The following is a 15,878-nucleotide window of genomic DNA, read 5'->3' as shown; positions in this document are numbered from 1 at the left end:
CCGGCACGTCCGTCCTCAAGGGCGGTGGCGAGGACCGCCCTCCAGGAACCCGGCGAGACCGGCGGCGTCGGTGCCGACCTTGCGGTAGACACTGGACAGCAGCTGCCGCACGCCCTGCTCGGTCAGGCGCAGTTCCTTGGCGATCACCGCCACCGGGTGTCCCTGGACGGTCAGTTCGGCGGTACGGCGCTCCTGGGCGGTCAGGGTGTCCGGCTGGACGTAGCGCAACGGCAGCGGGCGCAGCCCGGCCGCCGAGAGTTCCGTCCTGGCCCGGGCGGCGAGTCCCTCGGCTCCGCAGTGGACGGCTCCTTCCAGGCCCTGGTAGAGCCGGTCGGCGGCCTCCTGCAGCCGCCCGTTGCGGGACAGCGCGGCGCCGTGGCCGATCTGGGCGCGGGCGAGTTCGTAGGCGGCGGGCGACTGCTCCAGGTGGTCGACGGCCTGCGCGTACAGCTCGAGTGCCGCCGTTCCGCCGGTCACCTCGGCGAGGGTGTGCAGGGCCTGGCCGACGATGGAGGCGGCGCCGAAGTCCCGGGCGCGGCGGACGGCGTCCTGGGCATGGGCGAGCGCAGCGTCCCGGGCGGTGGGGGCGAGGGCGCTCGCGAGCCGCAGCTGCCACGGGCACCAGGCCGGATTGCGCCAGGCACGTGTGTCCAGCCAGTTCCCGACCTCGGACAGCACCGCCGCCGCTTCCGCGTGCCGCCCCTCCGCCAGGAGCAGTTCCGCGTACACGGTGCGCGGGTCGGGATAGATGACGGCGTTCGGGGTCATCTCCCCGAAGTGGTGGTCGTCGGCGAGTGCGCGAGCCTCGGTGATGCGCCCCCGGGCCAGCAGGGTCTGGATCAGGACGCTGACGCCGTACCACTGGGCGGGCACGGCCCCCTCCACCTTCTTGGCGATCCGCAGACCTTCCCGGACGAGGTCCTCGGCCTCGGCCAGGCAGCCGCGCTGGTAGCGGATATAGCCGGCCAGGGCCTGACCGAGCGCCAGGTGGGAGCCGCGCCAGCCCATGGCCACGCATTCGGCGATCCCCTTGTTGAACAGCCCCTCGGCCCTTCGCGGTTGGTCGCCGTACATGAACACGAGGGCGACCGAGGCGGGTACCTCGAAACCGCGGTTCTCGTCGGTCCAGCTCATGCCGCCACGCAGGGCCTTCTCGGCATAGGTGAGGGCGATCTGCCGCGGTTCGCCCCGCAGGACGGCATCCCAGGCCCGCAGGCCCAGGATGTAGCGTTCCTCCAGGCTGCGACCGGGCAACTGCTCGGCCAGACGCGCCAGGGTCCGGGAGCGGGCCGGCGAGTCGGGGTCGTCGGTGCGGATCATGCTCCAGACGAAATGGTCCGCCTGCATACGCAGTTTGACGCGCGGACTGGCGGCCTGCCTCGCCTCCTCCGCGGCCACGCTCACGGCCTGGGCCAGCTGATCGGTGTGAGCCAGGGCCTGTGTCAGCCGAAAGACGATGGAGGCGCGCAGATCCGGGTCGACGGCGGGCTCCGCCAGTGCCTGGCGGAGATACCGCACCGTGGCCATGGGCTCGATCAGGAACGTGGCGCACGCGAGTTCGTGAAGGAGCGCGGCGCGGTCCTCGGGCAGGGGCGGTTCCTGCAGCGCACGGTTCAGCAGGCGCTGGGCGGCCTCGGTCGCTCCGGCGTGGAGGTACTCCCGAGCGGCCTCGCGCAGACACGCGACAGCCTCGGGGCGGCCCTCGCAGGGGACCTCCAGCAGATGCCGGGCGGCGGCGGTGGGGCCGTGTCCCGCGGCCACGACGGCCTGCGCGGCGGCGTTGTGCAAACCGGCGCGGAAGCCGGTGCGAATGGACCGGTAGATCGTCGTGGCGATCAGCGGGTGGAGGAACTCTAGCTCACCCTCGGGGCCATGGCCGTCGGCGAGGATCCGGGCCGCGCGCAGCTTCTCGGTGGCCTCGGTGGCGGCCTCGTCGCCGAGCACCGCGATGGTCGCGGCGAGCTGCGGTGAGAAGGGCGAACCCAGTACGGCCGCGGTGTGGGCGAAGCGAACGGTCGCCGTGTCGAGTCGTTCCAGACGCTCGATCAGTCCCGGGCCCTTGATCGCGGCGGCGAGCTCACGCATCGCGGGCAGGTCGTCCTCGGTGCCGCTCAGTTCCCGCTCGGCGAGTCCGATGGCGAGCTCCACCGTTTCGAACGGGCTCCCGCCGGTGGCCGACCAGCATTCCTTGCAGAACACGTCCTCGGCTGCCTCACCGACTTCGTTCCTGATGATCTGCGCCGCACCGTCGGCGGTGAGGTGCGCCAGGTCGTGGGGGCGGTCGCCGTGGTGTCCGACCAGCGCGCGGAGTTCGTCCGCCGCGCAGGGCAGTTCGTCGGGCCGGTAGGCGACCACGATCAGCAGGGGGAGGTCGTCGACTCGTGCCGCGAAGGAGGAGAGCCAGCGCAGGGACTCCAGGTCCGCCCAGTGCAGGTCGTCCAGGAGCAGGACGACGGGCGCCTTCTTCACGGTGAGCCGTGTCATGACCCAGTCGAGACCTTCGCGGACCCCGGTCGGGTCGGGCGCGGGGGCGGGACCGCTCGCTTCGAGGCCGAGGACCGCGGCCACGATGTCGTACCAACTTCCCAGGAAGGTGCGGAGTTCCGCCCCGTCCATCCGCGCCAGCGAGGGCTGCAGCAGCTGGCGCACCACGCGGAACGCCGACCCCTGTTCCTTCTCCCCGCCCCTTCCCGACAGCACGGTGAATCCGTGCGCCGCGGCGCGGACACGTGCTTGCGTGATGAGTGCCGTCTTGCCCAGCCCGGCCGGACCGGTGAAGGCGAGCAGTCCTCCGCGGCTCGCCCGGGGCACCCCGTCCGTGGTACGGCGCAGTTCCTGGAAGGCGGCGTCGAGGGCCTGAAGTTCCTGCCGGCGCTCGATCAAGCTCCGTTGCTCCGTGAGCGATTGCCGCGGCTCCGTCGCCATGTGCCGTACCGCCTTCTTTCGTTCGGCCCGGGGGAAGCCGAGCGTACGCCTGGGGGAGGTACGACAGGCCGGTTTGGGCACCATGGGGTGAATCATGAATCGCAGGTGGGATAATGTCCGCCGATCGGGTAGAAGGCGTGAATGGCCACCTCTCGGCGGCGCTGTCGCGGGAGCGTGTCAGGTGCCCTACGACACGGCGGGCACCGACGCGACGTCCGCGTAGCGCGGCACGGTGCGGGACCAGTGGTAGCACCCGCGGATCCAGCCGATCATGCCCTCCACGTAGCCGATGCCCGCGGGGCTCAACTCCGGTTTGACCTGCGCGTAGAGCTGCTGGAACTCCTCGATCGCGCCGTTGATCTGCCGGATGGCCAGCAGCACGGCGGCCTGCAGGGTGCAGCGGTGTTCGCGCTGGTGGGCCAGGGCCAGGTTGATCATGCCGCCGGCGCGCTGTTCCTTCACCGCGGAGAACAGGTCGGGTATCCACACCGCCGCGTCGGCCGACAGGCGGCCCAGCCGCTGTACGACGGGATGGTGGAGCTCGGCAGGGGTCAGCTCGCGTGGCTGGGCGGCCTCGGACAGCGGGTAGAACGGTTCGATGCCCGCGGTCAGTGACCGTATGGACGTGCAGTCCCCGGTCCGCAGGAGGTAGGGCTGGGCCTGCGCCACCGCTTCGTACAACAGGCCGTGCACATACTCACGGCTCTTCGAGGCCCATCGCGCGGCCTGCGCGGGTGTGCAGCGTTCCCGGACCTGGCGGTGGAGATCGGCCAGGGCAGCTCCGAGACGGGTGCTGGGCGGCCGGCCGTCCCGCAGGATCGCGACACTCTCGCCCAGCATCGGCAGCAGCCTGCCGGGAGAGCGCCGCCCGACGTCCTCGGCACGGTCGTCGAAGACGAACTGATAGGCGATCTGGTTGGCCATGATCTGGAGGAGGCCGGCGTCCATGGTGGGGCTGTTGTAGGACGCGAGCTGGGCGGGGCGGGTGCGGGCGATCATCACGGCCACATCGGGTGCGTCGGTCAGCCCCCACACCTTCAGCCATGCGTCGACGCCGGCCGCGGCTTCGCGTTCATGGGGGTTGCACGCGAACGGGAAGGGCATGTGGAGGTGGGAGTCGATCAGGTCCCGGAGGGTGGAGGCCGGCATTCCGTCTGGGGCTCCGAGCGTGACTTCCTCATGTGTTGTCGACAACGTGGTCACCTGCCGTTCGGCTGTCCGAGGTGCGTGGGGCGACCGTTGTTCCGGGCGCGAGGGAGGTGGCGGCGGGCCCGTGGGGCCGCTGTTCGCAGACCATGACCAGGGAACGCGGTCCCATGGTGATTCCGGGGCGCGGTTTCTGCTCGGCCTGCCCCGGCAGATGGCGCAGGCGGCGGCGGCCGGCGATGGTCGCGAGCGCCAGGGTGGCCTCCACCATGGCGAACTCGTCACCGAGGCATTTGCGGTTGCCCGCGGAGAACGGCATCAGCGCGCGGCGCTGCTCGGCGGTGGGCCGCCCCGGCAGCCAGCGGCCGGGGTCGAAACGCTCGGGGTCGGGGAACGACGAGGGATCGTGGTGCAGGAGGTAGGGGCTGTACACGACGGTGGCCCCCTGGGGCAGACGGCACCCCGCGAGTTCCGTCTCCCGGGTGGTGACGCGGGTGAAGAGCCAGCCGGGTGACGAGTGGCGCAGCGTCTCGGTGACGACGCACCGGGTGTGGACGAGGTGCGGCAGATCGCCGGGACCGGGTCGACGGCCGTCGGCGAGGACGGTGTCGAGCTCGTCGTGCAGCCGGCGCTCCGCCTCCGGATGGCGGGCCAGCAGGCTGAAGGCGGCGGCCAGGCACAGCGCCTGGGTCTCGACACCCGTGAGCAGCAGCGTGATCAGGTGGTCGTGGACCTCCTGGTCGGTGATCGCAGGCCCCTCGCCGGCGCCGCGCGCGGCCGTCAGCAGGGTGCCGAGCACGTCGTCGTGGTCGGTACCCCGGCGGCGCTCCGCGATCGCCGAGTCGATGATCGCGTGCAGCCGGGCGAGCGCGTGGCGGTAGCGGCGGTTGGCGGGCGTGGGCAGGCGGAACAGGGCGTCGATCGGTACGACCGTGCGGACGAAGAGGCCACGGACGACATCGGCGAGACAGCCCCGCACCTCGGCGGTGGTCGTGTCGTCCAGCGAGTCGGAGAGGAGGACCCGGCTGATCACGCGGGTGGTGAGGGTCGTCATCGCCTCGGTGACGGGCACCGTCCGGCCCGCCTGCCACGTCTCGCACACCGAGGCGGACTCCTCGGTGACGAGGTCCGTGTAGGCGGTGAGGTGGGAGGGACGGAAGGCGGGCTGCAGCAGCCGGCGCTTGTCCCGGTGCGCCGGCTGGCGGCAGGTGACGAGACCGTCGCCCATCAGCTTGCCGAGCCTGTCGTACAGCGGGCCCCCCTTGTCGAAGGTGTGCGGATCCATGAGCACCTGATGGGTCAGCTCCGGATGGCACACCACCCAGGCACGCTGGGGGCCCAGCCGTATCTCGACCAGATCCCCCTGTGCGGGCAAAGAATTCAGAAACGCCAGCGGTCGGCGGTAGAAGGCGATACCGTGGCCGAGGAGTGGGAATATGCCGGGAGCAGTACCTGTTCGCCACGTTCGTTTCTGTTCAGGCACAGCACAGCTCATGGGTATCTCCTGCCCGACGAAGACTTGTGAAATGTGTGAATCTGCTACGGACTTGGCCTGAGGGATGTCCTGCCCAAGTTCAACGGTGCTTGGTTTCCGGAAACCTTTCTCCAAAGGGGCGCACAGGAGCACGCAGAAGCAAAAGTTGCATTCGGTGAACAGCCGTTGCTGCTTGACCTGCCTCCGTGCCGGACCGAGGATCATGAGTCATGACGCAGGGACACGGCAGCACGGTCGACGGGGTGCTGCGGCGCAGCGCCCGACGCACCCCGGCCCGCCTCGCGGTGGAGTACGGCGAGCGCCGCTGGACGTACGAGGAACTCGACGACGCCGTCTCCCGGGCGGCCTCGGTACTGCGCGCGCAGAACCTCACGCCCGGCGACCGGGTCGGCGCCTACGGCCACAACTCCGACGCCTACCTCATCGCCTTCCTCGCCTGCGCCCGCGCGGGCCTGGTGCACGTGCCGGTCAACCAGAACCTCACCGGGGACGACCTGGCGTACCTCGTCGGCCAGTCCGGCAGCACCCTCGTCCTCGCCGACCCCGGCCTCGCCGGGCGGCTCCCTGACGGCGTACGCGTGCTGCCGCTCCGGGACGCCGAGGACTCGCTCCTCGCCCGGCTGGCGGACAGCGCGCCGTACGACGGGCCCGAACCCCGCACCGAGGACCTGGTGCAGCTGCTGTACACCTCGGGTACGACCGCTCTGCCCAAGGGCGCGATGATGACCCACCGGGCCCTGGTGCACGAGTACCTGAGCGCCATCACCGCCCTCGACCTGAGCGCCGGGGACCGGCCGGTGCACGCGCTGCCGCTGTACCACTCGGCGCAGACCCACGTGTTCCTGCTGCCCTACCTCGCCGTCGGCGCGAGCAACATCATCCTGGACGCGCCCGACGGGGACCGGCTGTTCGACCTGATCGAGGCGGGCCGCGCGGACAGCCTGTTCGCGCCGCCCACCGTGTGGATCGGCCTCGCCAACCGGCCCGACTTCGCCACACGTGACCTCGACGGCCTGCGCAAGGCCTACTACGGCGCGTCGATCATGCCCGTCCCGGTCCTGCAGCGGCTGCGCGAGCGCCTGCCGGGGCTCGCCTTCTACAACTGCTTCGGACAGAGCGAGATCGGCCCGCTGGCGACGGTGCTCGGCCCCGACGAACACGAGGGCCGGCTGGACTCCTGCGGCCGTACCGTGCTGTTCGTGGACGCGCGGGTCGTCGACGACCAGGGCGAGGACGTGCCCGACGGCACGCCCGGCGAGATCGTCTACCGCTCACCGCAGTTGTGCGAGGGCTACTGGGACAAGCCCGAGGAGACCGCGGAGGCCTTCCGGGACGGCTGGTTCCACTCCGGCGACCTCGCGGTGCGCGACGCCGAGGGCTACTTCACGATCGTGGACCGGGTGAAGGACGTCATCAACTCCGGTGGCGTCCTGGTGGCTTCGCGCCAGGTCGAGGACGCCCTCTACACCCACGAGGCCGTCGCCGAGGCCGCCGTGATCGGCCTGCCCGACGAGCGGTGGATCGAGGCCGTCACGGCGGTCGTCGTCCCGCGCGGCGAGGTGACGGAGGAGCGGCTCATCGCCCATGTGAAGGAGAAGCTCGCGCCGTTCAAGGCGCCCAAACGGGTGCTGTTCGTCAACGAGTTGCCGCGCAACGCCAGCGGGAAGATCCTCAAGCGCGCGCTGCGGAACCGCTTCAGCGGTTAGCCGGAGTCTTCCCGGGCAGCAGGGCGTCCGCCAGCAGGCGCCAGGCGGGCAGCGCCGATGTGCCGGGCTCGACGCCGATCACCTGCACGGCGACGTGATCGGCGCCCGCCTCCCCATGCCCGCGCAGCTTCCGCACGACCGTGTCCGGATCGCCCCAGAACACCAGGTCGTCCACGAAGCGGTCGCTGCCGCCGCCGCAGAGGTCGTCGTCGGTGTATCCGAGCCGGCGGAACTTCGCGAGGTTGTAGGGGGTGGTGAGGTAGCCGTGCAGGTGCTCGCGCGCGAGGGCGCGGGCCCGCACCGGGTCGGCCTCGAACAGCACCGCGTGCTCGACGGCCAGGAAGGCGTCCGGTCCGAGGATCTCCCGCGCCTGCGCCGTGTGGTCGGTGTTCACGTGATAGGTCTGGGCTCCGTCGGCGCGGTCACGGGCCAGTTCCAGCATCTTTGGGCCGTACGCGGCCAGCAGCCGCCGCACCGGGTGCGCCGGGCGAGGGTTGGGGGTCTCCATGGCGTCCAGCTCGTCGAGGTACGCGGCCATGGCGGCGAGGGGCTTGACGCCGGGTCGTGGCTGCCCGCCGAAGCCCAGGCCCAGCACATGCCGGCCCGGGTAGGCGTCCGCGAGCAGCAGGGCGGCGCCGTGTGTCCAGCGGGCCTCCCGGGACCAGATCCGGGCGATGCCGTTGACGACGCTCAGCCGCCCGGTGGCCGCGAGCAGGAGGCCGGCGTGGGTGAACGCGTCCCGCCCGAGCAGTTCGGGCACCCACAGCGTCCGCCAGCCCAGGCCCTCCAGCTCCTGGACCGAGTCGCGGATCCGTGCGGCCGGCTGGTGCTCGAAGTCGAAGGTGTAGATACCGAAGGTGCCGAGGTCCATCCGTGTGCTCCCTCGCGGAGTAGGTATCGATGAATCGGAATATCGCAGATTCTCGATATGTTTGGCAAGGGGGCGCCGGTGTCCGGGAGAGGCGCTGTCAGAGTGTCTGCCCCAGCTCCGCGACCAGGTCGGCGATGCGCTGCTCGTCCCGCTTGTAGTGGGTCCACTTGCCCACCCGGGTGGCCCGGACCAGGCCGGCGCGCTGCAGTTCGGCCATGTAGGCGGACACGGTCGACTGGGCCAGGCCCGCCTTGGCCCGGATGTGGCTGACGCACACACCGACCTCGGCGGGATCGGCTATGGCGGCCTCCATCGGGAAGTGCCGCCCGGGCTCGCGCAGCCAGCGCAGCATCTGCAGGCGCATCGGGTTGGACAGCGCCCGCAGGGCGTTGACGAGATCCGGGTCCGGGAGGGGGGCGCTGTCCGTCATGGCTCGGGAGTATAGGTCGCCGGCGACGTTTCGAGGTACGTCGATACGACCCAGGGCGGCCTCGGTTGCGCCCGGGCGGCGTCAAGGGGAGCCCCGGCTGTCTCGGCCTGCGCCCGGCCGGGTCACCGTGCGCACGGGTCTACCCCGCGGTCTTGGGGCGCAGGTCGAGGATCCGGCGGATCTTGCCGACCGACCGCTCCAGCGACTCCGGCTCCACGATCTCCACGTCGACGGACACCCCGATGCCGTCCTTCACCGCCGCGACGATGGACCTGACCGCCGCCTCGCGCGCCGCCGCGCCCGCGTCCGGACGGGCCTCGGCGCGGATGGTCAGCCGGTCGAGCCGGCCCTCCCGGGTCAGCCGGAGCTGGAAGTGGGGCGCCACGCCGGGCGTGCGGAGCACGATCTCCTCGATCTGGGTCGGGAACAGGTTGACCCCGCGCAGGATCACCATGTCGTCGCTGCGCCCGGTGATCTTCTCCATCCGCCGGAACGCACGCGCCGTGCCGGGCAGCAGCCGGGTGAGGTCCCGGGTGCGGTACCGGATGACCGGCATGGCCTCCTTGGTCAGCGAGGTGAACACCAGCTCACCCCGCTCGCCCTCCGGCAGCACCTCGCCCGTGATCGGATCGACCACCTCCGGATAGAAGTGGTCCTCCCACACGGTCAGCCCGTCCTTCGTCTCAACGCACTCCTGGGCCACACCCGGGCCGATCACCTCGGACAGTCCGTAGATGTCCACCGCGTCGATCGCGAACCGCTCCTCGATCTCGCGCCGCATCCGCTCGGTCCAGGGCTCGGCCCCGAAGACGCCCACGCGCAGCGAGGTGGCGCGCGGGTCCACGCCCTGGCGCTCGAACTCGTCCAGCAGGGTGAGCATGTAAGAAGGCGTCACCATGATCACGGACGGTTGCAGATCCTGGATCAGCTGCACCTGCCGGGCCGTCATTCCGCCGGAGGCCGGGACGACCGTACAGCCCAGGCGCTCGGCGCCGTAGTGGGCGCCCAGACCTCCGGTGAACAGCCCATAGCCGTAGGCGACATGCACGATGTCACCAGGTCGCCCGCCCGCCGCCCGGATCGACCGCGCCACCATGTCGGCCCACATGGAAAGGTCGCTGTCCGTGTAGCCGACCACCGTGGGGCGTCCTGTGGTGCCGCTGGAGGCGTGCAGCCGGCGGATCCGCTCGCGCGGTACGGCGAACATGCCGTACGGGTAGTTGTCCCTGAGGTCGGCCTTGGTCGTGAAGGGGAAGCGGGCCAGATCGGCGAGGGAGCGGCAGTCCTCCGGGCGAACACCGGCCTTGTCGAAGGACTCCCGGTAGAACGGCACGTTGTCGTAGGCGTGCCGCAGCGTGGTGCTCAGCCGCTCCAACTGCAGTTCCCGCAGCTCATCGGGCCGGAGCCGTTCGCCCGCGTCGAGCAGGTCCGTCGCGTCCGTCATGGAGTCGTCTCCCTCGCCGTCCTCACATTTCGGGCGACCGATCATTCGGTCGATCCGTTCGGGGTCAGTTATTCAGGCCCTGGGGCTCCAGACAAGGGGGCTGCGGCGACTTTCTGCGCCGGCCGCCCCGCACCATGGTCATGTGGAACTGCGACGCGAACTGCTTCCCCCGTCCGTGCCCGCCGAGCGACTGGCCGAGTTGGCCGGGGAGATCGAACGGATCGACACTTTGCTGCGCGAGGACGAGGAGGCCGGGCGCAGGGCGGTCGGCGCCTTCAACGAGGCCACCGGGCATTCCTACGGGCCGGGCGCCTTCCTGGACCGGTGGGCGGCGCGTGATCTGCGGGAGTTCGCGCTGGAGGCCGCCCGGCCGGCGTGGCCACGCGTGCCGGACATCACCCGGGACGAACTGACCGAGATCGTCCGCAGGATGCGGGCCGCATACGCGGACGGTGATCCCGACGCGGACCACTACCGGCTCGTGCTGGAGGTGAACGTCGCGCATCCCGACTCCTTCACGGTGGCCGAGCAGGAGGCCACGCCCGCGTGCATCGTGGACGAACTCCTCGCGTACCGGCCCATCGCCTTGTGAGGCGGTACCCCCGCTCTCGTCCCGGGCCGTGCTCGGGTGAAGTGTTGCGCCGCTCCGGGTGGACCCGACATGATCATGCTCATGCCGACCTTCACCGCCCTTGACGGAACCCGGCTCGCCTACCACCTCAGGGGCGACGGCGAGCCCCTCGCCGTCCTCCCCGGCGGCCCCATGCGTGCCTCCGCCTATCTCGGTGACCTCGGCGGCCTGTCCGCGCACCGGCGCCTCGCCCTGCTGGATCTGCGGGGCACCGGGGACTCCACCATCCCTGCGGATCCGGCGACGTACCGCTGCGACCGGATGGTCGCGGACGTGGAGGCGTGGCGCGCGCACATGGGTCTGGAGCACATGGACCTGCTCGCGCACTCGGCGGGCGCGGCCCTGGCCATGCTCTACGCGGCCCGCCACCCGCAGCGGATACGGCGGCTGCTGCTGATCACACCCAACCCGTCCGCCCTCGGGCTGCGGGCGACGGCGGAGGACCGGCTGGCCGCGGCCCGGCTGCGCGCGGACGAGCCGTGGTTCGCGCGGGCGTTCCCCGTCTTCCGGGCCTGGCTGGCGGGCGACGCGGGCTTCGACGACGTGTTCGTGCCGTTCTTCCACGGCCGCTGGGACGACACCGCCCGGGCGCACGCGGCCGCCGAGCCGGAGCAGACCAACGACGAGGCGGCGGAGCACTACTTCGGCGACGGCGCCTTCACCCCGGACGCGACCCGGACCGCCCTCGCCGCGCTGACCGCGCCGGTCCTCGTCCACGCCGGGGAACTCGACGGCGGACCGCGTCCGGGCCTCGCGCGCCGCGCAGCCGGGACCTTCGCGCGTGCCGAGGTCGCCGTACAGCCCGGCGCCGGGCACTACCCCTGGCTGGACGACCCGGAATGGTTCCTCAAGCGCACCCTCACCTTCCTGGACGGCCCTGCGGACGCCGTTCCGCCCCCGGCGGAGTAGGCGGCCGGACGGCGGACGGGCCCGGTCGGCGGATCCGGCATGGACACCGAGGCGCTGCGCACCGTCGAAGCGAACGGCATCACCCTGGCCTGCCGGGCCTGGGGTCCGGCGGAGGCCCCGCCCCTCGTGCTGTTGCACTGCCGGGGCGCGGACGGCGGGGACTGGACGCACCTCGCCGAGCGGCTCGCGGCACCCCGCGCCCCGCCGGGTGTACGCCCCCGACCTGCGCGGCCACCGGCACAGCGACTGGCCGGGGGATTGCCGGGCCGAGACGATGAGCGACGACGTGCTTGCCCTGCTGTCCGCCCCCGGCCTCGGCAGCGCCGACGTCGAGGGCCATTCACCGGGCGGCATCGTCGCCTACCTGCCGGCGCAGCGCCTCCCGGTGCCGTACGACGCCTGGTGCCGGAGGACGTCTGCGCCCCCGTGCCGCTCGACCCGCCCCGGCCGCCCGCCGTACGGCCCGAGGGAGAGCTGCCGTTCGAGGGGGCGATGGTGCGGGCCGCCGACGCGCAGCGCAACGCGCCGGATCCTGTGTGGTGGGACCACATGGGCCGGATCACCATGCCGACGCTGGTCATCGGCGGCGGCCCCGCCGGCCTCATCCCGCAGGACCAGGTCGCGCAGCTCAAAGCGCTGATCCCGGACGCCTCGCTGGTGACCGTGGACGCTGCGCACCTGGTGCACGAGTCCCGCCCGGAGGAGTTCCTCGCCGTGGCCCGGGAGTTCCCCGACCGGTGACGGCATGCCCCGGCGGTTCAGCCGGGTCGCGGCCCGAACGCCGTCAGAAAGCGGTCGCGAAAGCCGTCCATCGGCCACACGGGGGCGTTCGGCGCGGGCTTCAGGCCCTCCGTCCAGCCCCAGCCGGTGATCCGGGCCAGCACCTTGGGGTCGTGGGCGACGAGGGTGACCGGCACGTCCTTGCGGGGGCTGTGCGCGGTGACGGTCGGCACGGGCTGGTGGTCACCCAGGAAGACCAGGACGGTGTTGTTGTCGCCGTAGCGCCGCACGAACCCGATGAGGCTGTGCAGCGCGTACTCGACGGAGCCGCGGTACGCGGCGCGCACGGTCTCAGGGCTCCTCCAGACCTCCTTCTCGGTCGCGCCGCCGCGCCTGACCCGCCGGAAGACCGAACCGTCTCCCAGCGCCGCCCAGTCGACCGCGCGGGGCACGGGTGCCCAGGGGTAGTGGCTGGAGGTGAGGACGATCTCCGCCATCAGCGGCCTGCGGCCCCGCTTGCCGAACTCGCGCCGCCGGAACGTCTCCAGGGCGAACTGGTCCGGCACCTGCGACCAGCCGAAACCGGGGCCGTGATAGTCGAGGTGGCGGCCGTCGTAGACGTGGTCCAGGCCGAAGAACCGGCCTTCCGGCCACGCCACCAGGACGCCCGGCACGATCCCGACCGTGCGCCAGGCACCGGTCCTGCGGAAGGCGCCGGTGAGGGTGGTGCGGTCGCTGGAGGTGAGGGTGCGGAACCGCTGCTGGTTGCTGACCCACAGGCCGGACAGGAACGTCGAGTGGGCCAGCCAGCTGCCGCCACCGGTCACCGGCGAGCGGAGCCAGCCGCTGCGCGCCCCGAATCCGGCGGCTGCGAGGGCGGCGGTGCCCTCCTTGAGGACCGCGCCGACCCGCGGTCCCATCGCCGGGTCCTCGATCGCCGCACGGCCGTAGCTCTCGACGAAGGTGAACAACACGTCTTTGCCGCGCAGGCCGGTCAGCAGCCGGTCGGCCGGTGTGCGGGCGAAGGCGTCGACGGCGGTCCGGCGCCCGAAGAGCCGCGCGTCCGCGAGGGAGACGCGGACCTGCCGGGCGCGGTCGCCGAGGAGGCCGGCGTCGAGCGCCGCGGCGACGGGCGCGCCGTCCGTCCGCAGGCCGAGCACGACACAGGTGGTCCAGGCGGTGCCCAGCACCAGGACGACGCGTACGGACCGGGCGCGGTGGCGGGCCATGACGGTGCTCAGCCGCACCGTCGCGGCGGCGGTCAGGGCGGGGGCGGCGACCACGAGGAGCAGGACACCGGCGAGGGCGGCCAGCTCGCCGGCGCGGCCCGAGGTCTGCCGCAGACAGTCCGCCGCGCTGCCCAGCAGGCCCCAGTCCAGCACCAGGTCGAAGGGGCGGAACAGCACCGTGTAGAAGCCGATGTCCAGGCACTTGAGGAGGGTCACCAGCCCGACCAGGACACCGATGCCCACCGCCCCGGGCCGCCTCGCCCGGGGCGGCAGCACGAGCAGGACGACGGTGAGCAGGACGCCCTCACCCGGCAGCCGCGCGAACGCGGCCGGGGTCAGCCGGTCGGGCTGGTCCGGCAACAGCAGCGAGCCCAGCAGAAGGGCGCCGGCGAGGACTGTCATGCTCCCAGCCGCCCCGCCCGCGAGTCCGGCCCGCTTGCCGCCCCGCGCCGGCCCGGAGCCCGTCTCGTCCGTGGTCTCCGGCGGATGATCCGGTGTGCGGTGGGACACCCGAGGTCCTTCCGTGCGGGGCCCGGTGCCGGTGCGGGAGGCCGGGGCCGGTGGCACTGTCCGACCGGCGGTCACCAGAAGTGATCGAAAGGCGCCGATCATGTGCACAGAGTAGTCATACCGGGTCGGTGAAGGGGTCGGACACCCCGGGGTGCTACCGCCGGTCGGCCGCGACCGCCACCTCCCGGGCCCACCGGTAGTCGGCCTTGCCGCTCGGGGACCGCTGGACGCACTCCGTGATGACCAGCTGGCGGGGGATCTTGTAGCCGGCCAGCCGGGTCCGGCAGTGGCTCTGGATGTCGGCCAGCGACGGATGCGCCGCCCCCGGGCGCAGCTGCACCACGGCCGCCACATGACTGCCCCAGGTGGCGTCGGGCACTCCGGCGACCAGGACGTCGTACACGTCGGGGTGCGCCTTGAGCGCCTGCTCGACCTCCTCCGGGTAGACCTTCTCGCCCCCGGTGTTGATGCACTGCGAGCCGCGGCCGAGGACGGTCACCACGCCCTCCTCGTCGACCGTCGCCATGTCGCCGAGCAGGACCCAGCGCCGTCCGTCCTTCTCGAAGAAGGTCTCCGCCGTCTTGCGCGGGTCGTTGTAGTAGCCCAGCGGGACATGACCGCACTGGGCTACGCGGCCGACCTCGCCCGCGGCGACCGGCTCGTGCGTCGCCGGGTCCACCACGCGCGTACGGGAGTTGACGCGGATGCGGAAGCCGCGCTCGGGACCGGAGTCCTCCGTCGCCGTGCCGTTGAAACCCGACTCGGAGGAGCCGAAGTTGTTGAGCAGCATGGCGTTCGGGACCAGCTCCCGGAACTGCCGGCGCACCGTCTCCGACATGATCGCGCCCGACGAGGACACGCTGAACAGGGCGGAGCAGTCCGTGCCCTTCATCGGCCCGCACAGCGCGTCGATCAGCGGGCGGAGCATCGCGTCGCCGACCAGCGAGATGCTGGTGACCTTCTCCCTCTCGACGGTGCGCAGCACCTCCTCGGGCACGAACTTGCGGTGCAGGACGACGCGTTGGCCGAAGTTGAAGCCGATGAACGCCGTCAGCGTGGAGGTGCCGTGCATCAGCGGGGGAGTGGGGAAGAAGGTGATCCCGGAGCCGCCGGCGGCGACCCGCTCGGCCAGCTCCTGAGGCGTCTTCACCGGCTCACCGGTCGGCGCGCCACCGCCCAGCCCGGCGAAGAACAGGTCCTCCTGCCGCCACATCACACCCTTCGGCATGCCGGTCGTGCCGCCGGTGTAGATGACGAACTGGTCGTCGCCCGAGCGGGCCGGAAAGCCCCGCCCGGCCGAGCCGGCGGCCTCCGCGTAGGCGAACGCCACCGCGCCCGGCACCCCGGCCGCCTCCGGACCGACGCGCAGCAGATGCCGCAGCCTCGGCGCCCGCGGCAGCGCACCCGCCACCCGGTCCGAGAACTCCGCGTCGAAGACCAGCGCCGCCAGATCGGCGTCCCGGTAGAGGTACACCAACTCCTCTTCGACATAGCGGTAGTTGACGTTGACTGGGACGATCCGCGCCTTCAGGCAGGCCAGCACGGTCTGCAGGTACTCGACGCCGTTGTACAGGTGCAGGCCCAGGTGTTCCCCGGGGCGTATCCCGGTGTCGGCGAGGTGGTGGGCGATGCGGTTGGCGGCCGCGTCCAGCTCCGCGTACGACAGGCGCCGCTCGGCGCCGGTGCCCGGATGGTCGACGTACACGAGCGCCTCGCGGTCGGGGACCACGTCGACGACCGACTCGAACAGGTCGGCAAGGTTGTACTCCACCACTCCTCCTGACCCCGGCAGTCCTGGCGGACACAGGCGCATCGGTCGGTTCGCCGGTCATCAGAGCAAAGCGTGCGGCAAGTGGGAAGGG

12 protein-coding genes are annotated in these 15,878 nt (G+C 71.9%); 4 read left to right on the top strand and 8 right to left on the bottom strand.

What is annotated here, in order from left to right; translation table 11 throughout:
- Positions 1–15: 15 nt before the first annotated feature.
- The 3 genes from IO33_RS0110155 to IO33_RS0110145 all read right to left on the bottom strand — a co-directional run bounded on the left by IO33_RS0110155 (position 16) and on the right by IO33_RS0110145 (position 5,566).
- Positions 16–2,925, bottom strand: coding sequence for an ATP-binding protein (locus tag IO33_RS0110155; RefSeq protein ID WP_037685179.1), 2,910 nt, complete (start codon positions 2,923–2,925; stop codon positions 16–18).
- Positions 2,926–3,111: 186 nt separating this feature from the next.
- Positions 3,112–4,074 (bottom strand): (-)-alpha-amorphene synthase, encoded by a 963-nt coding sequence (locus IO33_RS0110150; RefSeq protein WP_051926581.1) that lies wholly within the window; start codon positions 4,072–4,074, stop codon positions 3,112–3,114.
- Between the two features lie 28 nt (positions 4,075–4,102).
- Positions 4,103–5,566, bottom strand: a complete 1,464-nt coding sequence (locus IO33_RS0110145) for a cytochrome P450 (RefSeq protein WP_078963466.1) — start codon at positions 5,564–5,566, stop codon at positions 4,103–4,105.
- A gap of 209 nt (positions 5,567–5,775) precedes the next feature.
- On the opposite strand from IO33_RS0110145, the gene IO33_RS0110140 reads away from it, so the two are divergent.
- A complete protein-coding gene (locus IO33_RS0110140) occupies positions 5,776–7,272 on the top strand; it encodes an acyl-CoA synthetase (RefSeq protein WP_031162757.1) in 1,497 nt (498 codons plus the stop codon).
- Here IO33_RS0110140 and IO33_RS0110135 read toward each other — a convergent pair.
- From IO33_RS0110135 to paaK, 3 genes are all read right to left on the bottom strand, one after another.
- A complete protein-coding gene (locus tag IO33_RS0110135) occupies positions 7,262–8,143 on the bottom strand; it encodes a TIGR03620 family F420-dependent LLM class oxidoreductase (protein WP_031162754.1) in 882 nt (293 codons plus the stop codon). The genes IO33_RS0110140 and IO33_RS0110135 overlap by 11 nt on opposite strands.
- A gap of 97 nt (positions 8,144–8,240) precedes the next feature.
- Positions 8,241–8,573, bottom strand: a complete 333-nt coding sequence (locus IO33_RS0110130; RefSeq protein WP_031162751.1) for an ArsR/SmtB family transcription factor — start codon at positions 8,571–8,573, stop codon at positions 8,241–8,243.
- Between the two features lie 139 nt (positions 8,574–8,712).
- Positions 8,713–10,017, bottom strand: coding sequence for a phenylacetate--CoA ligase PaaK (gene paaK, locus IO33_RS0110125; RefSeq protein WP_031162749.1), 1,305 nt, complete (start codon positions 10,015–10,017; stop codon positions 8,713–8,715).
- Positions 10,018–10,159: 142 nt separating this feature from the next.
- Here paaK and IO33_RS0110120 point away from each other — a divergent pair, with 142 nt between their 5' ends.
- The 3 genes from IO33_RS0110120 (at position 10,160) to IO33_RS53770 (ending at position 12,298) form a co-directional block, all read left to right on the top strand.
- On the top strand, positions 10,160–10,609 hold the full coding sequence (locus IO33_RS0110120; protein WP_031162747.1) for a hypothetical protein: 450 nt from the start codon (positions 10,160–10,162) through the stop codon (positions 10,607–10,609).
- An 81-nt stretch (positions 10,610–10,690) separates the two neighbouring features.
- A complete protein-coding gene (locus IO33_RS0110115) occupies positions 10,691–11,557 on the top strand; it encodes an alpha/beta fold hydrolase (protein ID WP_031162744.1) in 867 nt (288 codons plus the stop codon).
- 402 nt (positions 11,558–11,959) lie between these two features.
- A complete protein-coding gene (locus IO33_RS53770; RefSeq protein ID WP_342448266.1) occupies positions 11,960–12,298 on the top strand; it encodes an alpha/beta fold hydrolase in 339 nt (112 codons plus the stop codon).
- A 17-nt stretch (positions 12,299–12,315) separates the two neighbouring features.
- On the opposite strand, the gene IO33_RS0110105 is transcribed toward IO33_RS53770, so the two are convergent.
- Positions 12,316–14,016: an alkaline phosphatase family protein gene (locus IO33_RS0110105; protein WP_342448265.1), complete on the bottom strand. Its 1,701-nt coding sequence runs from the start codon at positions 14,014–14,016 to the stop codon at positions 12,316–12,318.
- Positions 14,017–14,170: 154 nt separating this feature from the next.
- Positions 14,171–15,787, bottom strand: a complete 1,617-nt coding sequence (locus IO33_RS0110100; protein ID WP_031162739.1) for an acyl-CoA synthetase — start codon at positions 15,785–15,787, stop codon at positions 14,171–14,173.
- Positions 15,788–15,878 lie beyond the last annotated feature (91 nt).

Origin of the sequence: Streptomyces durhamensis (genome assembly GCF_000725475.1) — a bacterium.
Lineage (GTDB): Bacteria > Actinomycetota > Actinomycetes > Streptomycetales > Streptomycetaceae > Streptomyces > Streptomyces filipinensis.
The sequence above is the reverse complement of the archived record's forward strand: the minus strand, read 5'-3'. Positions and strand labels throughout refer to the sequence as shown.